Annotated in this window: 14 protein-coding genes and 1 tRNA gene; 5 read left to right on the top strand and 10 right to left on the bottom strand. The window is 73.9% G+C overall.

The window, feature by feature from the left end; all coding sequences use genetic code 11:
- Positions 1-265 precede the first annotated feature (265 nt).
- Positions 266-2,950: a bifunctional acetate--CoA ligase family protein/GNAT family N-acetyltransferase gene (locus tag KBB57_RS11950; RefSeq protein WP_290750338.1), complete on the bottom strand. Its 2,685-nt coding sequence runs from the start codon at positions 2,948-2,950 to the stop codon at positions 266-268.
- A gap of 414 nt (positions 2,951-3,364) precedes the next feature.
- Between KBB57_RS11950 and KBB57_RS11945 the strand changes: the two genes are divergently transcribed.
- Positions 3,365-4,441, top strand: a complete 1,077-nt coding sequence (locus KBB57_RS11945) for a site-2 protease family protein (RefSeq protein WP_290750336.1) — start codon at positions 3,365-3,367, stop codon at positions 4,439-4,441.
- Between the two features lies 1 nt (position 4,442).
- Positions 4,443-5,930 (top strand): NAD(P)H-hydrate dehydratase, encoded by a 1,488-nt coding sequence (locus tag KBB57_RS11940; protein ID WP_290750333.1) that lies wholly within the window; start codon positions 4,443-4,445, stop codon positions 5,928-5,930.
- Between the two features lie 449 nt (positions 5,931-6,379).
- On the opposite strand, the gene KBB57_RS11935 is transcribed toward KBB57_RS11940, so the two are convergent.
- Positions 6,380-8,161, bottom strand: a complete 1,782-nt coding sequence (locus KBB57_RS11935; protein WP_290750331.1) for an ABC transporter transmembrane domain-containing protein — start codon at positions 8,159-8,161, stop codon at positions 6,380-6,382.
- A 654-nt stretch (positions 8,162-8,815) separates the two neighbouring features.
- On the opposite strand from KBB57_RS11935, the gene argE reads away from it, so the two are divergent.
- From argE to KBB57_RS11920, 3 genes are all read left to right on the top strand, one after another.
- Positions 8,816-9,964: an acetylornithine deacetylase gene (gene argE, locus KBB57_RS11930; protein WP_290750329.1), complete on the top strand. Its 1,149-nt coding sequence runs from the start codon at positions 8,816-8,818 to the stop codon at positions 9,962-9,964.
- Between the two features lie 334 nt (positions 9,965-10,298).
- Positions 10,299-10,703 carry a nucleoside diphosphate kinase regulator gene (gene rnk, locus KBB57_RS11925; RefSeq protein ID WP_290750326.1) on the top strand — a complete coding sequence of 135 codons (405 nt, stop codon included), beginning with the start codon at positions 10,299-10,301 and terminating at the stop codon, positions 10,701-10,703.
- Positions 10,704-11,323: 620 nt separating this feature from the next.
- Positions 11,324-11,400: transfer RNA gene (locus KBB57_RS11920), tRNA-Arg, on the top strand.
- A gap of 119 nt (positions 11,401-11,519) precedes the next feature.
- Here the strand turns inward: KBB57_RS11920 and KBB57_RS11915 are convergent.
- From KBB57_RS11915 to xylB, 8 genes are all read right to left on the bottom strand, one after another.
- Positions 11,520-13,028: an aldehyde dehydrogenase (NADP(+)) gene (locus KBB57_RS11915; RefSeq protein WP_290750324.1), complete on the bottom strand. Its 1,509-nt coding sequence runs from the start codon at positions 13,026-13,028 to the stop codon at positions 11,520-11,522.
- Positions 13,029-13,060: 32 nt separating this feature from the next.
- A complete protein-coding gene (locus tag KBB57_RS11910) occupies positions 13,061-14,059 on the bottom strand; it encodes an ABC transporter permease (protein WP_290750321.1) in 999 nt (332 codons plus the stop codon).
- Positions 14,060-14,087: 28 nt separating this feature from the next.
- The gene (locus KBB57_RS11905) at positions 14,088-15,608 is read right to left on the bottom strand and encodes a sugar ABC transporter ATP-binding protein (protein ID WP_290750319.1); all 1,521 of its coding nucleotides are present in this window, start codon (positions 15,606-15,608) and stop codon (positions 14,088-14,090) included.
- 78 nt (positions 15,609-15,686) lie between these two features.
- Positions 15,687-16,769, bottom strand: a complete 1,083-nt coding sequence (locus KBB57_RS11900; RefSeq protein ID WP_290750317.1) for a sugar ABC transporter substrate-binding protein — start codon at positions 16,767-16,769, stop codon at positions 15,687-15,689.
- Positions 16,770-16,979: 210 nt separating this feature from the next.
- A complete protein-coding gene (gene rpiA / locus KBB57_RS11895; RefSeq protein WP_290750315.1) occupies positions 16,980-17,687 on the bottom strand; it encodes a ribose 5-phosphate isomerase A in 708 nt (235 codons plus the stop codon).
- Positions 17,688-17,832: 145 nt separating this feature from the next.
- Complete coding sequence (locus KBB57_RS11890; protein ID WP_290750313.1) at positions 17,833-18,672, bottom strand: MurR/RpiR family transcriptional regulator; 840 nt, start codon at positions 18,670-18,672, stop codon at positions 17,833-17,835.
- A 20-nt stretch (positions 18,673-18,692) separates the two neighbouring features.
- Positions 18,693-19,361 carry an HAD-IA family hydrolase gene (locus KBB57_RS11885; RefSeq protein WP_290750310.1) on the bottom strand — a complete coding sequence of 223 codons (669 nt, stop codon included), beginning with the start codon at positions 19,359-19,361 and terminating at the stop codon, positions 18,693-18,695.
- Between the two features lie 13 nt (positions 19,362-19,374).
- Positions 19,375-20,895 carry a xylulokinase gene (xylB, locus tag KBB57_RS11880; protein ID WP_290750308.1) on the bottom strand — a complete coding sequence of 507 codons (1,521 nt, stop codon included), beginning with the start codon at positions 20,893-20,895 and terminating at the stop codon, positions 19,375-19,377.

Genomic DNA, 20,895 nt, shown 5'->3' with positions numbered 1-20,895 from the left:
GCGCCCCGGCGAGCGCGGCAACGCGCTCGCCCCCCGAGGGGCGATCGCGGACGGATTTGCCACGGGTCAAATCCGTCTGGCGGCGCCGTCGCGACCTGCTCCCGGCCGGGCTTCCTTTCCATTGTCGTGCAGTGTGCCTGGATCTCGCCCGGAAGAAGCCCGGCCCGGAAGGCGGGCCGGGGCGGCGCGCTCCGGCGGCCGGCGCGGCGAACGCGGCGCCCTGGCCTGTCGCGCCGGGCCTCCCGCTTCGGTCGGTCGAAGGCGCCTACAGGGTCAGGTGCGACATCACCACGCCGGGGTCCTCCGGCATCAGCTCGATGGTGAAGCCGAGGCGGGTGACGAGGGCGCGCATCGGGGCGTTCTCGGCGAGGACCATGCCCTCGACGCGCTGCACCCCGTCGGCGCGGGCGTAGTCGAGGAGCTGGCGCATGAGGATCGTGCCGATGCCGCGGCCGGCGAGGTCGGAGCGCACCACCAGCGCGTATTCGCCGCTCTCGTGGTCCGGGTCGCAGGCGAGCCGCGACACGCCGGCGAGCGAGCCGTCGGGCGCGATGGCGACGAAGGCGATCTCGCGGTCGTAGTCGAGCTGGGTCAGCCGCAGCGCCATCTCCTGCGGGAAGTGGCGGCGCGGCGCCATGAAGCGCATCCGCACGTCCTCGTCGTCGAGCTTCGCGAAGAAGTCCGGATAGAGCAGCGCGTCGAGCGGCAGCACCGGCCGGATCAGGTAGGCGCCGTCCTTGAGCCCCACCGCGCGCGACCAGTCGCCGGGATAGGGCCGCACCACCAGCCGCGGGTTCGGCGGCGCGACGTCGACCAGCGACGGGTCGATCTCGATCCGGGCGTCGAGCACGATCGCGCCGGCGGCGTCGGCCAGCACCGGGTTGGCGTCGAGGCTCGTGAGCGCCGGCAGGTCCTCGACCATGTGCGAGAGCGTGACGAGGAGCCCGTGGATCGCGTCGGCGCTCGCCGGCGGCCGGTTGCGGTAGCCGGCGAGGAGCCGCGCCACCCGGGTGCGCGACACCAGCTCGGCCGCGAGCGAGGCGTCGAGCGGCGGCAGCGCCACGGCGACGTCCTCGACCAGCTCGACCGCGACGCCGCCGGCGCCGAAGACGATGCTCGGCCCGAACACCCGGTCCTGCGCCACGCCGAAGATCAGCTCCTGCGCCTCGGGGCGGCGGATCATCGGCTGCACCACGAAGCCGGCGAGCCGCGCCTCCGGGCGGGCGCGGGCGAGCCGGCCGGCGATGTCGAGCGCCGCCTCCTCCGCCCCCTGCGGGGTGACGACGTCGAGGACGACGCCGCCGACGTCGGACTTGTGCGAGACGTCCGGCGAGAACAGCTTCACCGCCAGCGCCCGGTGCTCGATCAGCATGTCGGCGGCGACGTCGCCCGCCTCGACCGGGGTGGCCGCGACGCGCACCGGGGCGACCGGGACGCCGTAGGCGGCGAGGACGGCCGCCGCCTCGGGGGCGGTCAGCAGCCCGCGGTCGTCCGCCGCCGCCCGCCGCAGGATCGCCTGCACCGCCTCGCGCGCCCCGGGCGGCGTGCCGCGGATCGCGTCGTCGCGCTTGCGGTCCGGCACCTGGAGGAGCGCCGCCTGCGCGCGGCCCCACTCGGTCAGGTGGCGCACCGCGTCGGCCGCGGCCCCCGGCGTGTCGTAGCTCGCGAGCCCCGCGGCGCGCAGGATCGCCCGCGAGCCGCGCGCCGCGGCGCCGCCGAGCCAGCCGGTAAGCGCCGGCTTGCCTTTGATGCGGCCGCTCTCGGTCAGGCCGGCGACCCGCGTGGCGATCGCCTCGGAATCCGACACGCCGGCCGGGCAGTTGAAGGTCAGCGTCACGTCGACGCCCGGGTCGGCGGAGATCGCCTCGAGCGCCGCGGCGTAGCGCTCCGGCGTGGCGTCGGACATCAGGTCGAGCGGGTTCGGCCCGGCCCAGCCCGGCGGCAGCGCCGCGTCGAGCGCGGCGCGGGTCGCGGGGGCGAGCGTGGCGAACTCGGCCCCGGCGGCGGCGAGGCGGTCGGCGGCGAGGATGCCGGCCCCGCCGCCGTTCGTCACGATCGCCACGCGGGCGCGGTCGAGCGGGCGGAAGCGGGCGACGGTCTCGGCGGCGGCGAACATCTCGGCGAGCCCGTCGACGCGCAGGACGCCCGCCCGGCGCAGCGCCGCGTCCACGACGGCGTCGGCGCCGAGGAGCGCGCCGGCATGGGTGGCCGCCGCCGCCGCGGCGACCGGGCTGCGGCCGGCCTTGAGCACGATCACCGGCTTGATGCGCGCCGCCGCCCGGGCGGCGGAGAGGAACTTGCGCGGCGAGGGGATGGTCTCGAGGTAGAGCAGGATCGCGCGCGCGCCGCCCTCGGCGGCGAGGAGGTTGAGGCAGTCGCCGACGTCGACGTCCGCCATCGCCCCGAAGCTGACCACGTGGCTGAAGCCGATGTCGCGCTCGGCCGCCCAGTCGATCAGCGTGGTGGCGATGGCGCCCGACTGCGAGATCAGCGCGAGCCGTCCGGGCCGGGCGAAGAGCGGCGCGGCGCTGAGGTTCAGGCCGGCGCCGGGGATCATCAGGCCGAGCGCGTCCGGCCCGGCGATGCGCATGACGCGCGGGCGGGCGGCGTCGAGCATGACGCGCTGGCCGGCGGCGCTGACGCCCGCGGTGAGGACGACGGTGACGGGGACGCCGCGCCGGGCGAGGGCGGCGACGGAGTCGGGCGCGACGAGGGGCGGCGTCGCCACCGCGGCGAGGTCGACGCCGTCGGGCAGGTCGTCGACGCCCTGCAGGCAGTCGCGGCCCATCACCCGGTCGAGCCGCGGGTTGACCGGGTAGATCGGGCCCGCGAAGCCGGCGGCGAGCAGGTTGCGCATGACCGCCGCGCCGAGCGAGCCCGCCCGCTCGGAGGCCCCGACCACCGCGATGGCGCGCGGCGCGAGGGCGTGGTGGAGGTTGCGGGTGCTCATGGCGGGCTCCGGAATGCGGGCGGGCCCTGCCTGCGGGCCGGGCGCCGGGAGGTGGGCGCGCCCCCTGCCTGCGGGCCGGGGCGCCGGGATGCGGCGGCGTCCCGCCTGCGGGCGGGGCGCCGGGTCGAGGGCGCGCCCTTGCGGGCGGGCGCCGGGTTGCGGCGGCGCCCCTGCCTGCGGGCGGGGACGCCGGGTTGCCGCGCCCCTGCCGGAGGGCGGGGCGCCGGGTTCGGGGCGCGCCCTGCCTGCGGGCGGGATGGCGGCGCCCCCGCCTGCGGCCGGGGCGCCGGGTGGATCTGCGCCCTTGCGCCGGGAGGGGCAAGGGTGGAGCGGGCGGCGCGGCGGGACGCCGCTTGCACGGGGTCCGGGTTCCGGGGCAGCATGTCCGCAACCGGCGCGACAGGGAAGCCAGCGATGCGATGGTCCGCGAAACTCGGCCGCTTCGCCGGCATCGATGTCTATGTCCACGCCACGTTCTTCGCGCTTCTGGCGTATTTCGCGGCGGTCTACTGGTCGCAGACCGGGACGCTCGCGGGGGTGCTGGCCGGGCTGTCGCTGATCGTGATGCTGTTCGTCTGCGTGCTGCTGCACGAGTACGGGCACGCGCTGACGGCGCGGCGCTACGGCATCGCGACGCGCTACATCACGCTCCTGCCGATCGGCGGGATCGCGCTCCTCGAATCGATGCCGCGCGAGCCGCGGCAGGAGATCGTGGTGGCGCTGGCCGGGCCGGCGGTGAACCTGGCGATCGCCGGGGCGACGTGGCTGCTGATCGAGGCGGCCGGGCGGCCGGGGTCGCTGCTGGCGGCCGAGGTGGGGCGGCTCGACTTCCTGCCGAGCCTGCTGACCGCCAACCTGGCGCTGGCGGTCTTCAACCTGATCCCGGCCTTTCCGATGGACGGCGGGCGGGTGCTGCGGGCGCTGCTCTCGATGCGGATGGACCGGGTGCGGGCGACGCGGGTGGCGGCGACGGTCGGGCAGACGCTCGCCGTGGGGCTGGGGCTCCTGGGCCTCTACTGGAACCCGGTGCTGATCCTGATCGCGGCCTTCGTGTGGATCGGAGCGGGGACGGAGGCAAGCGCCATGGAGGCCGAGGCGCGGCTGGCGAGCCAGCCGGCGGCGCGGGCGATGATGACGAGCTTCGCGGTGCTCGGGCCGGAGGAGCCGTTGTCGCGGGCGGTGGAGCTGACGCTCGCCGGCGCGCAGAAGGACTTCCCGGTGATCGAGGCGGGGCGGCTCGTCGGCGTGCTGAGCCAGGCGGGGCTTCTCAAGGCGCTGCACGAGCGCGGGGCGGCGGGGGACGTGCGCTCGGCGATGGGGCGGCCGCTGGTGGCCGACGTCTCGGCGACGCTCTCCGAGCTCCTCGGCAGCCTGCAGGGCGGCGAGGGGCGGCTGGTGTGCCTGCTGAGCCAGGGGCGGCTCGTGGGCGTGGTCGATCTCGACAACATCTCGGAATACCTGCGGATCCGGGCGGCGATGGCGCGGCGCTGACATGCACGAGGTGCTGACCGCCGCCGAGATGGGCCGGGCGGACCGGCTGGCCATCGCGGCCGGCGTGCCGGGGATGACGCTGATGGAGGCGGCGGGGCGCGCCGTCGCCGGGGCCGCCGCGGCGCTGGCGCCCTCGGGGCCGGTGCTGGCGCTGTGCGGGCCGGGGAACAACGGCGGCGACGGGCTCATAGCGGCGCGGCTGCTGGCGGCGGCGGGGCGAGAGGTGCGGCTGGCGCTCCTCGGCGCGCCGGCCGCCTTGCGCGGCGACGCGGCGATCGCGCGCGATCGCTGGCCGGGGGCGATCGAGGACGCCGCGGCGCTGGCGCGCACGCTGCCGGAGGCGGCTGTCGTCGTCGACGCGCTCTTCGGCGCCGGGTTGACGCGGCCGCTCGACGGCGCGGCGGCGGCGCTGGTCGCGGCGATGAACGAAGGCCCGGCGCCGGTCCTCGCGGTCGACGTGCCGAGCGGCCTGCCGGCCGACGACGGCGCGCCGACAGGGCCCTGCGTCGCCGCGGCGGCGACCGCGACCTTCTTCCGCAAGAAGCCGGGGCACCTGCTCTATCCGGGGCGCGCGCTCTGCGGGCGGGTCACAGTCGCCGACATCGGCATCCCGGCGGCGGCGCTGGCGGAGATCGCGCCCCGCACCTTCGAGAACCTGCCCTCGCTCTGGGCGGGGTCCCTGCCCCGCCCCGGCTGGGACGCGCACAAGTATCGGCGCGGCCACGCCGTCGTCGTCTCCGGGCCGATGAGCCGCACCGGCGCCGCCCGGCTCGCCGCCGGCGCGGCGCTGCGCGCCGGCGCGGGGCTCGTCACGCTGGCGAGCCCGCCCGGCGCGCTCGCGGTCAACGCGGCGCATCTCACGGCGGTGATGCTGCGCCGCGTGGACGGCGCCGGGGGGCTCGCCGGGATGCTGGCCGACCGGCGGCTCAACGCGGTGGCGCTCGGGCCGGGCCTCGGGACCGGCCCGGCGGAGCGCGCGCTGGTCGAGGCGGCGCTCGCCTCCCCCGCCGCGGTGCTTCTCGACGCCGACGCGCTGACGCTGTTCGCTCCCGCCCCCTCGGCGCTCTTCGCCGCCGTCGCGGCGCGGGAAGCGCCCGTGGCGCTGACGCCGCATGACGGCGAGTTCGCGCGGCTCTTCCCCGACCTCTCCGGCTCGCGGCTGGCGCGGGCGCGCGCGGCGGCGGCGCGGTCGGGGGCGGTGGTGGTGCTCAAGGGCGCCGACAGCGTCATCGCCGCGCCGGACGGCCGCGCCGCGATCAACGCGAACGCGCCGCCCTGGCTCGCCACCGCCGGCTCGGGCGACGTGCTCGCCGGGGTGATCGCCGGGCTGCTGGCGCAGGGGCTGCCGGGGTTCGAGGCGGCCTGCGCCGGGGTCTGGCTGCACGGCGAGGCCGGTCAGGAGGCCGGCCCGGGGCTGATCGCCGAGGATCTCGCCCCGGCGCTGCGCCCCAGGATCGCCCGTCTCCTGGCCCCGGGCTTCCGCGCCTGACCGGGCGGAGGGAGGCGCCGCGTCGGCGTCGCCCCGGCTCAGCCGTTCCGCCCGCGGCGCGCTGCGGCGGTGCGCGGGTTTCGCGGTTTCCCCGCGGGAACCGGAGGATGATTGCGCTCGGAGGTTTCGTGTTGCGGTCGTGCAGGACTCTCCGCACGGGTAGCGGCGAATGGACGACGCCGTGATATGGGCAGTCAGCACTACATACGCGGCGTGCGGTGTGCGGATCTGATTTGCGCGCAAATATATTTTGAAATATTTTGAATATGAACGGTGAGAATCATTGCGTCGTTATCAGCGCCGCGTTTCGCGGCGCCGTGCGATTCACTTCGAGGTTCCGCCGTCCCGGCACTTGCCGCTCCGCGTCGAGCCGGGAGACATGCGCATGTCTCCCGGCGGGCGCCGTCGCGGACGACGACGCCGCCTCGACCCACCGGCGGCCCGGGGCGTCAGGCGGCGCCGTCGGTGAACTGGAGGCGGGCGAGGCGGGCGTAGAGGCCGCCCTCGGCGACCAGCGCGCCATGGGCGCCCTCGGCGACGATGCGGCCCTCCTCGAAGACGAGGATGCGGTCGGCGCGCTTCACCGTGGCGAGCCGGTGCGCGATGACGAGCGTGGTCCGCCCCTCGGCCAGCCGCTCCACCGCCGCCTGCACCGCCCGCTCGCTCTCGGCGTCGAGCGCGCTCGTCGCCTCGTCGAGCAGGAGCACCGGGGCGTCGCGCAGGATCGCCCGGGCGATGGCGATGCGCTGGCGCTGGCCGCCCGAGAGCATCACCCCGCGCTCGCCGACGAAGGTGTCGTAGCCCTGCGGCAGCCGCACGAGGAACTCGTGCGCCGCCGCCGCGCGCGCCGCCGCCTCGACCTCGGCGTCGCTCGCCTCGGGCCGGCCGAAGCGGATGTTCTCGCGCGCCGAGGCGGCGAAGATCGCCGGCTCCTGCGGCACCAGCGCGAACTGCCGCCGCAGGTCGGAGCGCGTCACGCTGCCTATGTCGGTCCCGTCGAGGGTGATCCGCCCGGAATCCGGGTCGAAGAAGCGCATCAGCAGCTGCAGGATCGTGGTCTTGCCGGCGCCCGAGGGGCCGACGATCGCCACCGTCTCGCCCGGCCGGGCGCGGAAGGCGAGGCCGGTGACCGCGGCGATCTCCGGGCGCGCCGGATAGCGGAAGGTCACGTCCTCGAAGGCGATCTCGCCGCGGACCCGCGCCGGCAGGGCCACGGGGTCGGCGGGGTCGTGGATGTCGTCCTCCATGTGCAGGAGCTCGACCAGCCGCTCGGTCGCCCCGGCGGCGCGCAGGAGCTCGCCCCAGATCTCGGAGAGCGCCGCCGCCGAGCCCGCCACCAGCACCGCGTAGATGACGAACTGCACCAGCTCGCCCGGGCTCATCGCGCCGGAGCGCACGTCCGCCGCGCCGATCCACAGCACGACGACGATCGAGGCGAAGACGAGGAAGATCACGATCGCCGTCAGCACCGCGCGCGCCACGATGCGCCGCCGCGCCGCGTCGAAGCCCGCCTCGGCGACCGCGGCGTAGCGCGCCCGGCTCGCCGCCTCGTGGGTGTAGGCCTGCACGGTCTGCGCGGCGAGGAGCGTCTCGGTGGCCTGCGCCGCGCCCTCGGCGATGCGGTCCTGGCTCTCGCGCGACAGGCCGCGCAGCCGCCGGCCGAGCGCGAGGATCGGCACGACGACGAGCGGCACGCCGACGAGGACGAGCGCGGTGAGCTTCGGGCTGGTGTAGAAGAGGAGCGCCAGCGCGCCGACGAGCGTCAGCGCGTTGCGCAGCGCCACGGAGACGGCCGAGCCGATCACCGCGAGGATCACCGTGGTGTCGGTGGTCAGCCGCGACAGCACCTCGCCAGTCATGATCCGCTCGTAGAAGCCCGGGCTCATGCCGATGACCCGGTCGTAGACCGCCTTGCGGATGTCGAAGACGACGCGCTCGCCGAGCCGGGTGACGAGATAGAAGCGCAGCGCCGTGCCGAGGGCGAGCAGCGCCGCGATGCCGATGGCGGCGCCGAAGTAGGCGTCCATCAGCCCGACCGACTCGACCGAGAACCCGTCGACGACCCTGCGCACGGCGAACGGCAGGGCGAGGGAGAGCGCGGCGGTGACGGTGAGCGCGACGAGCGCCCCCCAGACCATGGCGCGATAGGGCGCGAGGAACGGCGCCAGCGCGCGCAAGGGCCGCACGGCGGCCGCCTTCGCCCGATCCTCGCCCACCCCGTTCCTGGCCATCGCCCCGCCCCGATGCGCTACGCCCCGCGGCTTAGCAAGCCCGCCCGGCGCCATCAAGGCGCCGGGCGGGCGTGGGGTCGGAGCGGCGGCGGGTCACTGCGCGACAGCGGAGCGGAAGCCCGGCCGGAAGCAGGTCGCGCCGCCGCGGCCAGACGGATTTGACCCGCGGCGAATCCGTCCGCGATCGCCCCTGCGGGCTACGGCATTCACACATCCCGGCTGAAGCCACGGACCGGGAGGAATGGGCCGCGACACTGACGCCAGACGGATTTGACCCGCGGCAAATCCGTCCGCGATCGCCCCTCGGGGGGCGAGCGCGATTCCGCGCTCGCCGGGGCGCTCACGGACGGATTGCGCGCTTCCGCAGAAATCTTCACCCCTGACGGCTTCCGCGCGCAACCGCGCTCCAGCCGTCGGCGCGGCGAAAGCCGTGCTTTCGCCTGTCGCGCCGGGCCTCGCGGGCAAGCCCGCTTCGGTCGGTCGGCGCGCGCGCCCCAAGGATCCAGCAGAGCAGACAGGCGTCGTGCAGTGTGGGGCGGCGGGTCGGGGCGCGCGCGGTCCGGGACCCGCCGCGCCGGCCGCCGCGCGGCGCCCCTTCCCTCCGGCGCGGGCTTGCGCTTTGCTGGCGGGGCGCGGCGGCGGGGAGGCGGATGGATGGACACGCGGACGATCCTCGAGCGGCTGATCGCCTTCGAGACGGTCAGCGCCGCCGCGAACCTGCCGCTGATCGAGTGGGCGCGCGACCTCCTCGCCGCCGCCGGGGCGCGCCTCCTCGTCGTCCCCGACGCCACCGGGACCAAGGCGAACCTCCACGCCACCATCGGCCCGGCCGACCGCCCGGGCGTCCTGCTCTCCGGCCATACCGACGTGGTGCCGGTCGAGGGGCAGGCCTGGACCCGGCCGCCCTTCCGGCTGACCGAGGCGGAGGGCCGGCTCTACGGCCGCGGCGCGGCGGACATGAAGGGCTTCGTCGCCGCGGCGCTGGCCTGCGCGCTGGCGGCGGCGCGCCGGCCGCTCAGGACGCCGCTCCATCTCGCGCTCAGCCACGACGAGGAGGTGGGCTGCATCGGCGTGCGCGCGCTGATCGACCTGCTCGCGCAGGCCCCGGTCCGCCCGCTCCTCTGCATCGTCGGCGAGCCGACCGGGATGGCGGTCGCCACCGGCCACAAGGGCAAGCGCGGGCTCCGCGCCGTCTGCCGCGGCCGCGAGGGCCACTCCGCGCTCGCGCCGCTGGCGATGAACGCCATCCACCTCGCCGCCGACCTCACGGCGGAGCTGCGCGCGCTGCAGGCCCGCATCGTCGCGACCGGGCGGCGCGACGGCGACTACGACGTGCCCTACACCACCGTCCATGTCGGCCGCATCGCCGGCGGGGCCTCGCTCAACATCGTGCCGAACCGCTGCGAGCTCGACCTCGAGTTTCGCCACCTCGCCGAGGACGACCCCGCCGCGCTCCGCGCCGAGATAGACGCCGCCGCCGCCCGCGTGGTCGCCGCCGCCGCCGACCCGGACGCGGCGATCGAGATCGCCGAGTTCATGGACTACCCCGGCCTCGGCACGCCCCCCGACGCCGCCGCCGTCGCCTTCGTCAAGGGCCTGACCGGGGCGAACGGCACGATCAAGGTCGCCTTCGGCACCGAGGGCGGCCTCTTCCACGAGCGGCTCGGCGTCCCGACGGTGGTCTGCGGCCCCGGCTCGATGGCGCAGGGCCACCGCCCCGACGAGTACGTCACGACCGAGCAGCTCGCCCGCTGCGACGCCATGCTCGCCGCCCTCCTCGACCGCCTCGAGGCAGGCCTCTGACCGCCGGAACGGCGGCCGCGACAACGCCCGACGCCAGCTCCCGGCGCGCCGCCCCGGCGAGCCCGGACCCGCCCGGTTTGACAGCAAGCGCCTGCCGCGATAGCTCTGGGGGATCATGATCGCGCGCCGACACGTCCTTTCCGGGGGGGCCCGTCTCCTCAACCGCTCCCTGCCCCGGGCGAGGTAGGCGCGCGCCGTTCCCGTCGCCCGGGGCATCTCATCCGCAGGAAGCTCCCGCCGCGCCGGTCTCCGGACCGTCGCGCAGGCAAGGCTCGCCTGCCCTCCCCCCACAGCCGCCGCCGGCGGCGACCCGCATCCCGATCAGGAGGCAGACATGCCGACCAGACCCGCGTCCGACGCCCCGCGCGCCCCGGACATCGTCCTCGACGCCACCCAGGCCGACCGGCTCGCCGCCGCGGCGGAAGGCGCGCTGCGCCAGCTTCCCGAGGTGGCGGGCCGGCTCCTCGACGAGATCGCGCGCGCCCGCGTCGTCGCCCCGGGCGAGCTTCCCGCCAACGTCGTCGGCCTCGGCCGCGAGGCGACCTACCGCGACGAGGCCACCGGCCGCGAGACCTCCGTGGTGCTGGTGATGCCGCCCGAGGCGGACATCGCCAACGCCCGCGTCTCCGTGCTCACCCCGATCGGCGTGGCGCTGATCGGCCTCAGCGCCGGCGCCTCCTTCGACTGGCGCACCCGCAACGGCGAGACCCGCCGGCTGACCGTGACCCGCGTCGCCTGAGGCCGCCCCGGCGGCCCGTCGTCTGCCGCCGCACGGCGACCGCCCCGAAGGCCCGCCCGTCGGCGCCTGTCGTGGCGCCGCCCCTCGCTCCCTTCCCCTGCCGGGGCAGGTTTCCCCGCGCCGCCGGGGCGCCGGCCCGCTGCGGCTCCGGCCGGACGTCGCGGCAGCGGTCGCCGGCGGCGGCTCCGGGCCCGGCGCGGCGACGGGCGCGAGCGCTCGCCCGCCGCGGGGTCCGGGTCGGCCGGCTGCGGCTCTGGCCGGACGTCCCGGCCGTCGTCGCCGGCGGCGGCGCCTGGCCCCGCGCGGCCGCGGCGCTCACCGGCGTCGCGGGAGCCGTCGCAGCGCAGGCTCTCGGAACAGCTTGCAAGGCGATTATTCCGCTCCCGCCTCCCTTTAGGCGGTTTGCCGCCGGGCGCCCTTCGAAAAGCCACGGACCTGTCGCCAGTCGATGGTTTCCAGCGGATTTTCGGGCGATCGACCAGGCCCGCGGCCCGCGCCCGCGCCCGCCAGGCGGCGGCCTCCCCGGCAGCGCGCCGACGCGGCGCAGCGCGGCAGGGTTGCAGCCCGCGGGTCCATGCGACACCATCCCCGCGCGGCGGGCGACTCGCCCCGCCGCCTGCGGCCCCGTAGCTCAACCGGATAGAGCATCTGCCTTCTAAGCAGAATGTTGCGTGTTCGAGTCACGCCGGGGTCGCCACCACCGCCTGTGGACAACTGCCCCGTCAATACTTTTCCGGAGCGATATCAACGGCATGACCCGTGCCGCACTGCGCGGCATCTAAGCCACACGGGCTCAGCTTCCGGCGTGGCGCCGGCTCAGCCGGTGGGAAGCACGTCCTCCGGCAGGTTCTGGTAGCTCACCGGACGAAGGAAGCGGCGGATCGAGAGAGTTCCGACCGAGGTCGCGCCGAAGTTCGTCGATGCGGGATAAGGTCCGCCGTGGACCATGGAGTCCACGACCTCCACGCCCGTCGGAAAGCCGTTCACGAGAATCCGGCCAGCCTTGCGCTCGAGGATGGGGAGGAGCTTTCGTGCGGTCTGGCGGTCGGCGTCGTCCATGTGAATCGTCGCGGTGAGCTGCCCGGCGAGCGCCTTTGCAACCGCCAGCATCGCCGCCGCGTCCTTCACCCGCACCACGAGGCCGAGCGGGCCGAAGACCTCCTCACCGAGGTCGGGATCGACCAGGAAGGCGTCGCCCGTGGTCTCGAGGAGGGTTGGCGTGGCCTCCCGTGGCCCCGCATCCGACGCCAGGCGCTCCCGCACCGCCGCGTTCCCCGCCAGGCGCGCCTTGCCCCGCCGGTATGCCTCGGCAATCCCCTCCGTGAGCATGGTCTGGGAGCCGACCTTCTCGAGCGCCGCCCTGGTCGCGGCCACGAAGGCGTCGGCGGCCGGGCCGTCCGCCGCCACCGCGATGCCCGGGTTCGTGCAGAACTGGCCGGCGCCGAGGCTGAGCGAGGCGGCCCAGCCCGCGCCGATCGCCGCGCCGCGCGCCTCCGCCGCCGCGGGCAGGAGGAACATCGGGTTGACGCTGCCGAGCTCGCCGAAGAAGGGGATGGGCTCGGGCCGCGCGGCGCAGAGGTCGAAGAGCGCCCGGCCGCCGCCGAGCGAGCCGGTGAAGCCCACGGCCTTGACATGGGGATCGGTCACGAGCGCGGCGCCGACCTCGGGGCCGCCGTCCTGGACGAGGCCGAAGACGCCCGGCGGCATGCCGGTCCGGCGGATCGCCGCGAGGATCGCCTCGGCGACGATCTCGCCCGTGCCGGGATGGGCGGGATGGCCCTTCACCACCACCGGACAGCCGGCGGCGAGCGCCGCGACGGTGTCGCCGCCGGCCGTCGAGAAGGCGAGCGGGAAGTTCGAGGCGCCGAACACCGCGACCGGTCCGACCGGGCGCTGCATCATCCGGATCTCGGGGCGCGGGGCCGGCTGCCGGTCCGGGAGCGCCGCGTCGACCCGGCGGTCGAGATAGGCGCCGTCGCGGATATGCGCCGCGAAGAGGCGCAACTGCCCGATGGTCCGGCCGCGCTCGCCTTCGAGGCGCGCGGCCGGAAGCCCGGTCTCCTGGACGCCGATCTCGGTGATGTCGGGCCCGCGGGCGTCGATCTCCTCGGCGATGGCGTCGAGGAAGGCCGCCCGCTCCTCCCGGCTCGAGTATCCATAGATCCAGAAGGCGTCCTCGGCGGCGGCGGCGGCGCGCGCCGCCAGCGCGGGCGTGCCCGCCGAGAAGCTGTGCGCGGGTCCCTGCGCCGGCGCGGAGGCGAAGGCGTCGCCGCCCTCGACCCATTCTCCGGCGATCAGGTGCTTGCCCCTGGGCGTGAACGGCATGGATGGTCTCCGCTGCTGGCGGGGCCGCGACCTCAGCTGAAGTAGCGGACCCGGAAGGCGTCGATGGCGACGGCGATGAAGATCATGACCCCGCCGATCATGCCGACGTAGAACGAGGGCACCGAGATGATCGCGAGCCCGACCTGGATGACGGTCAAGAGCAGCACGCCGCCGAGCACGCCGAGGACGTTGCCGCGGCCGCCGAACACCGAGACGCCGCCGATGATCGGGGCCGCGATGGCGTAGAGCAGGTAGCTCGACCCCTGGTTCGAGGTGATGGCCATCTGCCAGGAGGCGAGCAGGTAGCCGGCGATTCCGGCGAGCAGGCCGGAGATCGTGTAGGCGGTGATCTTCACCCGATCGACCCGGATGCCGGCGGAGTTCGAGGCGACCGGGTTGCCGCCGACGGCGTAGATGCTGCGCCCGAGGACCGTCCGCCGCAGCATCACGCCGATCGCCGCGAGCGCGACGAGGAAGACCAGCGGCATCACGGGCCAGCCGCCGATCGCCGCCTGGCCGATCCAGACATAGCCGTCCGACAGGTTGGTCAGGGTCTTGCCCTGGGTGATGGCGAGGAGCGCGCCCTGCAGGATGATCATCATCGCCAGCGTCTCGATCAGCGAGACCATCCGGAGCCGGGTGATGCAGAGGCCGTTGAGGAAGCCGATCAGCGTCGCGACGGCGAGGCCGGCGAGCATCGCCGGAAACCAGGGCAGGCCGAGGTCGGAATAGGCGAGCACGCCGATGGCGGACGAGAAGCCGGCGTTGGCCGGGATCGACAGGTCGATCTCGGCGACGAGCAGCGGCAGCGCGATGGCGAGGCCCAGCATGCCGAGCACCGTCGCCTGAACCATCACGTTCTGGAGGTTGAAGACGGTCAGGAAGTACTCGTTGAACGCGCCGAAGAAGACGACGAGCGCCACGAGCCAGATCCAGACGACATTGTGCAGGACCCAGGCCAGGGCGGCGTTTCCGCCGGCCGATGCGGGCGCGGCGTCGACCGGCTTGGTGGTCGCGGTTGCGTTGCTCATTCCCGTGTCTCCTGCTTTGCGGGGCCGGTCATGCCTGGGCCGTTCCCCGGAGACGGTCGACGGTGATCGCGTCCCCCGTCAGCGTTTCCCGGATGTCGCCGTGGTCGAAGATGCAGACGCGGTCGACGGCGCGGACGAGCTCGTCGGTGTCGGTCGAGACGATGATGACCGCCACCCCCGCGCGGCTGAGCTCGTCGAGGATGCGCAGCACGTCCTGCTTGACGCCGATGTCGATGCCCCGCGTCGGCTCGTCGACGATGAGCAGCCGCGGATTGGTGGCGAGGACCCGCCCGAGGCAGACCTTCTGCTGGTTGCCGCCGCTCAGCGTGTCGACGGCGTAGCCGGGGTTCGGCGCCTTCACGCCCATGGCGCCGAAGTAGCGCTCCACCACCGCGGATTCGGCCGCGCGGTCGATGAAGCCGGCGCGGCTGCGCATGCGCAGGGACGAGAGCGCGATGTTCTCGCCGATCGACATCTGTCCGACCGCGCCGTCGCGGCGGCGGTCGTCGGAGAGGAAGGCGATGCCGGAGGCGAAGGCCTCCGACGGCGAGCGAGGCAGGGGGCGGGGCGGCGCGCCGGAGATGGCGATGCTGCCGCGGCTCGCCGCGTTGAGGCCGAAGACGGCTCGCGCCAGCTCCTTGGCGCCCGCCCCCGGCAGGCCCGTGAACCCCACGATCTCGCCCGGCGCGATGTCGAGCGCCGCGAGGCGGACGTCGCGCGCCTCCACGTCCCGCAGCGAGATCGCCGGCGCCTTGCCGGCATGATCCCGGCGGCTGCGCTGGAACAGGGTCAGGCCCCGGCCGAGCACCAGCTCGGTGAGCTGCTCGGAGCTCATGTGCGGCACGTCCTCGGAGCGGCCGGCGAGCGCGCCGTCGCGCAGCACCGAGACCGCGTCGCAGATCTCGAGGATCTCGTCGTTGTAGTGCGAGATGAAGATGAAGGTCACGCCCTCGGCCTTGAGCCGGCGCATGAAGTCGAAGAGCGCGCGCCGGTCGGCCACGGTCAGCGCCGCGGTCGGCTCGTCGAGGATGATGACCTTGCCGCCGGAGAACATCGCCCGCAGGATGTTGAGCTTGCGCCGCGTCACCGCATCGAGCTTGCCGGCGAGGGCGTCGGGGTCGATCCCGGTGCCCTCGATCATCTGCGCGGCATGGGCGCGCAGCTCCTTCCAGTTCACGAAGCCGCCCCTGGTCGGCCAGATGCCGAGCATCAGGTTCTCGGCGGCCGTCATGTTGTCGATGATCATCGGCTCCTGGGTCACCAGGAAGACGCCGGCCTCCTCCATCGACTTGACGTCGACATGGTCGAGCGCCCGGCCGTCCATGACGACCCGCCCCGAGGTGGGCGACCGCTGCCCGGAGATGATGCCGACGAGCGTCGACTTTCCGGCGCCGTTCTCGCCCAGCAGCCCGTGGATCGTTCCCCGCCGGATCTCGACGGACACCCCGCGCAGCGCCTTCACCGCGCCGTAGGTCTTCACCACGTCCTCGACGCGGAGGATCATGTCGTCGGCCGCCCGGCTCTCGCCGAGGGGCTGGTTCTGGGTCATCGCGGTTCCTCCCTTCGCGACCGCAGAGCGGGCCCGAGCGGCGTCGCGCCGCTCGGGCCGTCGTCTCGAACCGGCGGATCAGGCGTAGGGAATGCCCCAGTCCTTCTCGGCGACCGCGCCCCAGTGGCGCGGATCGCCGGAGTTCTCGCCGTTGATCACGAAGGGCGGAATGATGAGCGTCGGACCGGTCTTCCCCTCGACGATCTCGCCCGTCTCCCAGAAGTACTTCTTGTTCTCGTAGGGGCCGATCGGGACGGCCTCGCCGTTCAGCGCGTGCTTGATCAGCATCTCGACGGCGATCTCGCCGTAGGCGATCGGATCCTGCGAGACGCAGGCGTCCATGAAGCCCTCCTGGATCCACTTCAGGGCCACCGGCTCGCCGTCGATGTTGACGAAGATGACGTGCCCCTCCTCGCCGACCTTCTTCCAGCGGTCCTTCTGCTGGAGGGCGGTGACGATGCCGCGCGAGGGCGAATCCGAGGGCGCATGCACCGCGTCGAGGTCGGGATATTCCGACAGGGTCGAGAGGGTGACCGCGAGCATCTGGTCGAGCTGCCCCTCGGTCGGCCGCGCCAGGTAGTTGATCTCCGGATACTTGGCGAAGACCTCGTCCATCCCCTCCTTGCGCTGGCGCCAGGCCACGGAGGAGAGCGCGCCGTAGCAGTTGAGGACGGTGCCGCGCGGGCTGCCATGCCGCTCGACCAGCCGCGCGACGATCTCCTCGGCCGCCATGACGCCGCCGAGATGGTTGTCGAAGCTCACGGTGATCGCCACGTCGCCGCCGTCCGCCGGCGTGTCGATGATCGCCACCGGCACGCCCCGCTGGTTGAAGCGCCGGATGGCGCTGACGATCGCCTGGCTGTCGATCGGGTCCGACACCAGCGCCGAGGGCTGCGAGAGCAGGAGGCTCTGCCACTGCTCGAGCTGCCTTGTGTTGTCGAAGTTGGCGTTGGTCGCCTGGAACTCGCCATTGTTGGCGAGCACCGCCCGCTTCACCGCCTCCTCCTGGATGACGAAGAAATAATAGTCGAGGCTCTTGTTCGAGTAGGGGATGAAGAGGCGATCCTGCGCGAGCGCCATGCGTCCCGCCATCGCCCCCAGCCCCAGCGCCGCGCCGCCGGCAAGGATGCCGCGCCGGCTGATGCTTGCTTCGTGGTCCATTCCCGTTTCCTCCCCGGGCTTCGCTTCTGTGGATAGTTATACTAGATATTGCCGCTCACGTCAAGGCTGATTCACTCGGCAGATCGGGTCGCTCCTATCGCGACGCAACCCTCACCACCGAACTAACCGGCTGTAAAAACACAAATTATTACCGTGGGCGGACTCGGCCCCCCACGAGCGGCCCGCATGGGTCGCGGTCGTGAAGTTTTACTACTTACGCATCGCGACGTAGGAGGTCCCGTCGAAGCAGCCGACGACCATGCCCGCCGCCTCGCGCGTGAAGAGGCCATTCTCCACGACGCCGGGGATGCGGTTGAGCTCGATCTCGAGCGCCGCCGGCGCCGGCACGACGCCGCAGCGGCAATCGAGGATGAAGTTTCCGCTGTCGGTCACCACCGGCTGGCCGTCGCGCATCCGCCGCTCGATCACTGCGCCCCGGACGCCGCCCTCCTCGAGGGTGCGCGCCACCAGCCGCTCGGTCTGCTTCCAGGCGAACTGCACGACCTCCACCGGCAGGGGAAAGCCGCCGAGCCGGTCGACGATCTTGGTCTCGTCGCAGATGCAGATCATCCGCTTCGAGGCGTGGGCGACGATCTTCTCCCACAGCAGGCAGGCGCCGCCGCCCTTGATCATGTTGAAGGCGCGGTCGATCTCGTCCGGCCCGTCGATCGTCAGGTCGATCTCGCCGATCTCGTTCGGGTCGGTGATCTCGATCCCGACCTCGCGCGCCACGTCGATCGTCGAGCGCGACGTCGTGGTGCAGGTGAGCTTCATCCCGCCGGCCACGTGCTTGCCGAGCTCGCGCACGAAGAAATGCGAGGTGGTGCCGGAGCCGAGCCCGAGCTTCATGCCGTCGCGCACGAAGTCCGCGATGACGCGGCGGCCGGCGACCTTCTTGGCCTCGTCTTGGGGGTTCATTGGCTTTCTCCTTGTTCCTCGCGGCGCCCGAAGGCGCGGCATCGTTCGAATCGACGCGATCCGGCGCGCCACGCGGACGGCGCGGTCGGTCGGGGATGGGAATGCGCGGCAGGGGCCGGGGCGCGCCGGCTCAGATCTTCCCGGCTCAGATCTTCTCGGTCTGCCAGGAATCGAGCGCCGGCAACTGGTCGGGGAACTCGCTGCCCGACGCCATGGCGATCGCCGTCACCAGCATGTTGATGACGAGGTGATGGTTGAAGCGCGACGCGAGCGGGGTCATGATCTCGGTACGGTCGTAGGGCAGCACGGCGATGACCAGATCCGACACCTGGGCCAGCGGGCTCTCCCCCGCCGCGACCGAGACCACCTGCGCCCCGCCCGACCGGGCCGCGATCGCCACCTCGACCATGTGCTTGGTATGGCCGGACTGCGAGAAGATCAGCGCGACCTCGCCGGGCCGGGCGCTCTCGGCATGCATCCACTGCGTCTTGGGTCCGAGCAGCGCCTGGCAGCGGATCCCGAGCCGCTGGAACTTGTGCTCCGCGTCGAGCGCCGTCACCTCGGAGATGCCGGTCGCGTAGATCCCGATCCAGGACGCCGCCTGCAGGAGCCGCGCGCCGTCCTCGATCTGCTCCGGCTCCAGATCCTCCAGCAGGCGCTGCACCGCGTTCAGCGAGTTGCGGCAGGTCTTGCGCACGACGTTGTCGATGCTGTCGCCCGGGACGATCTGCTCGTAGGCGAAGGGCGCCGAGGGCACGAGGCTCTGGGCAAGGTTGAGCTTGAAGTCCTGATAGCCCTCGAAGCCCAGCCGCCGGCAGAAGCGCATGATCGTCGGATCGCTGACCGAGCAGATCTCGGACAGCCGCGCCATGCTCATGTGGATGACCTCCGACGGCGAGGTCCGCACGAAGGCCGCGACGCGCCGTTCGGCGGGGCCCATGGCGGGCTGCTCGATCAAGACCTGCTGCAGGAGGCTGACTGTCATGCCGCGGCTCCATCGGACCGCTACTCCGCTGCGGCCTGACGGCGGTGCTGCAACAGATCGGCCAGCCGGGTCAACCGCCGGCTCTCCGCCGCGGGAACTTCGGCGCCCCCGCCCCAGGGCACGACGAAGAACGGCGCCCCCGCCGACTCGGCCGTGGCCCGGTCCACGTTGGTGTCGCCGACATAGCCCCAGGCGCCGCGCTCGAGCCCCATGCGCTCGGCGACGGCCAGGAGATGCCGGGGATCGGGCTTGCAGGCCGGGACCGCATCGGCCCCGACGGCCGCCTCGAACAGGTGGTCGAGCTCCAGGATCCGCAGCACCTCGTCGGCGAGCGCCTGCAGCTTGTTCGTGCAGACGCCGAGGCGCAGGCCGGCGGCGCGGAGCGCGGCGAGGTCCTCCCGGACATGCGGATAGAACCGGGTGCGCGCGGCCGGCTCGGCGAGATAGGCCTTGCGATAGGCCTCGTGAGCCGCCTCGATCTCCGGCTCCGTCGCGTCGATGCCCCGGTCGGCGAGGATGTCGCGGATGAGCCGCATGGGGCCGTTGCCGATGAACCGCTCGACATAGCGGGCCTCGAGCTCGGGCCAGCCGTTCCGGGCGAAGCCGACGTTCAGCGCCGCGGCGATGTCCGGCGCGCTGTCGATCAGCGTGCCGTCCAAGTCGAAGATGAAGGCCGAGAAGTCGGACATCCGTGGCTCCTGGTCAGGCGTCGAAGGCGGGATCGCCAAGCCCCGCGAACGCCGGGGACAGCGCGGGGTAGAGGGCGCGGTAGATCTCGTGGGCGCGGGCGTAGAGCGCGGTCGCCGCCCCGTCGGGCGTCTCCCGGGTCAGCGGCCGGCAGCTCGCCGCGGCCGCGGCGGCGTCCGGCCAGACGCCGACGGCGAGACCCGCCACCAGCGCGGCCCCGAAGGCCGCGCCTTCGGCCGCGCCCTCGGTCGTCACCACGTCGCAGCCGAAGAAATCCGCCTGCATCTGCCGCCACAGGGCCGAGCGCGCGCCGCCGCCCGACGCCTTGATGATCCGCCCCTCGATCCCCATCGTCCGCATCAGCGCGTGCATGTCGCCGAAGGCGTGCACGACCCCCTCCATGACGCTGCGCGCCATGTCGCCGCGATCGTGGCGGGCGGTGAGGCCGGCGAAGGCGCCGCGGGCCGTCGGGTCGGGGTGCGGGCAACGCTCGCCGTTGAGGTAGGGCAGGAAGAGGAGCCCCCGGGCGCCCGCCGGGCTTTCCCCTGCTTCCCCAGCGATGGCTTCGAACGAGGGCGCCTCCCCGGACGCGGCCCGGCAGGCCGCGTCGCGGAACCAGGCCAGGGCGCCGCCGGCGTTGAGCGAGACGCCCATGCAGTGCCACTTGTCCGGCGCGACGTTGCAGAACACCTGGAGGCGGCCGTCCGGGTTGTCCTCCGGCGCGTCGAGCGCGGCGGCGAGGATGCCGGCGGTGCCGATCGTCGTCTGCAACTCGCCCGGCGCGATGACGCCGGAGCCGATCGTCTGGATCACGCTGTCGCCGCCGCCGCCGGCGACGGGAAGGCCTTCGGGAAGGCCGAAGAGCGCGGCGCCCGCCGCGGAGATGCGCCCGGTGATCTCGCGGGACTCGAAGACCGGCGGCAGCAGCCCCGGGTCGATGCCGACCGTCTCCGCGAGCCCGGCGGCCCACCGGCGCGCCCGGACGTCGAAGAGCCCCGTGCCGGAGGCGTCGCTGACCTCGCTCGCCACCTCCCCGGTCAGGACGAGGCGCAGGTAGTCCTTGGGATTGAGCGCCACGGCCATCCGCCGGAACAGCTCCGGCTCGTGGTTGCGCATCCAGAGGATCTTGCCGCCGGTGTAGCCGACGAGCATCCGATTGTTGGTGATCGCGCGCAGCGCCTCGGGGCCGCCGGCCGCCTCGGTGATCCCGGCGCATTCCGCGCCGTTGCGCTGGTCGTTCCACAGGATCGCCGGGCGCAGCGCCCGGTGGCCGGCGTCGAGCGGCGTCAGCCCGTGCATCTGGCCGGAGAGGCCGACGCAGAGGATCTCGACCGGCCCGGCCTTGCCGAGCGCGCCGGCGACCGCCTGCCGCGCCCCCTCGATCCAGAGCGCCGGATCCTGCTCCGTCCAGCCCGGACGCGGCTGGGCGAGGGGATAGGTCGCCGTCTCCGCCGCGATCGCCGTCCCGTCCGTGCCGATCAGCAGCGCCTTGCAGCCCGAGGTGCCGATGTCGATGCCGAGGAGCGCGGCCGTCAT

Source organism: Amaricoccus sp., assembly GCF_017993425.1.
Lineage (GTDB): Bacteria > Pseudomonadota > Alphaproteobacteria > Rhodobacterales > Rhodobacteraceae > Amaricoccus.
The sequence above is the reverse complement of the archived record's forward strand: the minus strand, read 5'-3'. Positions and strand labels throughout refer to the sequence as shown.

Bases quoted from the DNA above. Each gene is read 5' to 3' on its own strand.
- KBB57_RS11950 (WP_290750338.1), bottom strand. From the start codon at position 2,950: ATGAGCACCCGCAACCTCCACCACGCCCTCGCGCCGCGCGCCATCGCG.
- KBB57_RS11945 (WP_290750336.1), top strand. From the start codon at position 3,365: ATGCGATGGTCCGCGAAACTCGGCCGCTTCGCCGGCATCGATGTCTAT.
- KBB57_RS11940 (WP_290750333.1), top strand. From the start codon at position 4,443: ATGCACGAGGTGCTGACCGCCGCCGAGATGGGCCGGGCGGACCGGCTG.
- KBB57_RS11935 (WP_290750331.1), bottom strand. From the start codon at position 8,161: ATGGCCAGGAACGGGGTGGGCGAGGATCGGGCGAAGGCGGCCGCCGTG.
- argE (WP_290750329.1), top strand. From the start codon at position 8,816: ATGGACACGCGGACGATCCTCGAGCGGCTGATCGCCTTCGAGACGGTC.
- rnk (WP_290750326.1), top strand. From the start codon at position 10,299: ATGCCGACCAGACCCGCGTCCGACGCCCCGCGCGCCCCGGACATCGTC.
- KBB57_RS11915 (WP_290750324.1), bottom strand. From the start codon at position 13,028: ATGCCGTTCACGCCCAGGGGCAAGCACCTGATCGCCGGAGAATGGGTC.
- KBB57_RS11910 (WP_290750321.1), bottom strand. From the start codon at position 14,059: ATGAGCAACGCAACCGCGACCACCAAGCCGGTCGACGCCGCGCCCGCA.
- KBB57_RS11905 (WP_290750319.1), bottom strand. From the start codon at position 15,608: ATGACCCAGAACCAGCCCCTCGGCGAGAGCCGGGCGGCCGACGACATG.
- KBB57_RS11900 (WP_290750317.1), bottom strand. From the start codon at position 16,769: ATGGACCACGAAGCAAGCATCAGCCGGCGCGGCATCCTTGCCGGCGGC.
- rpiA (WP_290750315.1), bottom strand. From the start codon at position 17,687: ATGAACCCCCAAGACGAGGCCAAGAAGGTCGCCGGCCGCCGCGTCATC.
- KBB57_RS11890 (WP_290750313.1), bottom strand. From the start codon at position 18,672: ATGACAGTCAGCCTCCTGCAGCAGGTCTTGATCGAGCAGCCCGCCATG.
- KBB57_RS11885 (WP_290750310.1), bottom strand. From the start codon at position 19,361: ATGTCCGACTTCTCGGCCTTCATCTTCGACTTGGACGGCACGCTGATC.
- xylB (WP_290750308.1), bottom strand. From the start codon at position 20,895: ATGACGGCCGCGCTCCTCGGCATCGACATCGGCACCTCGGGCTGCAAG.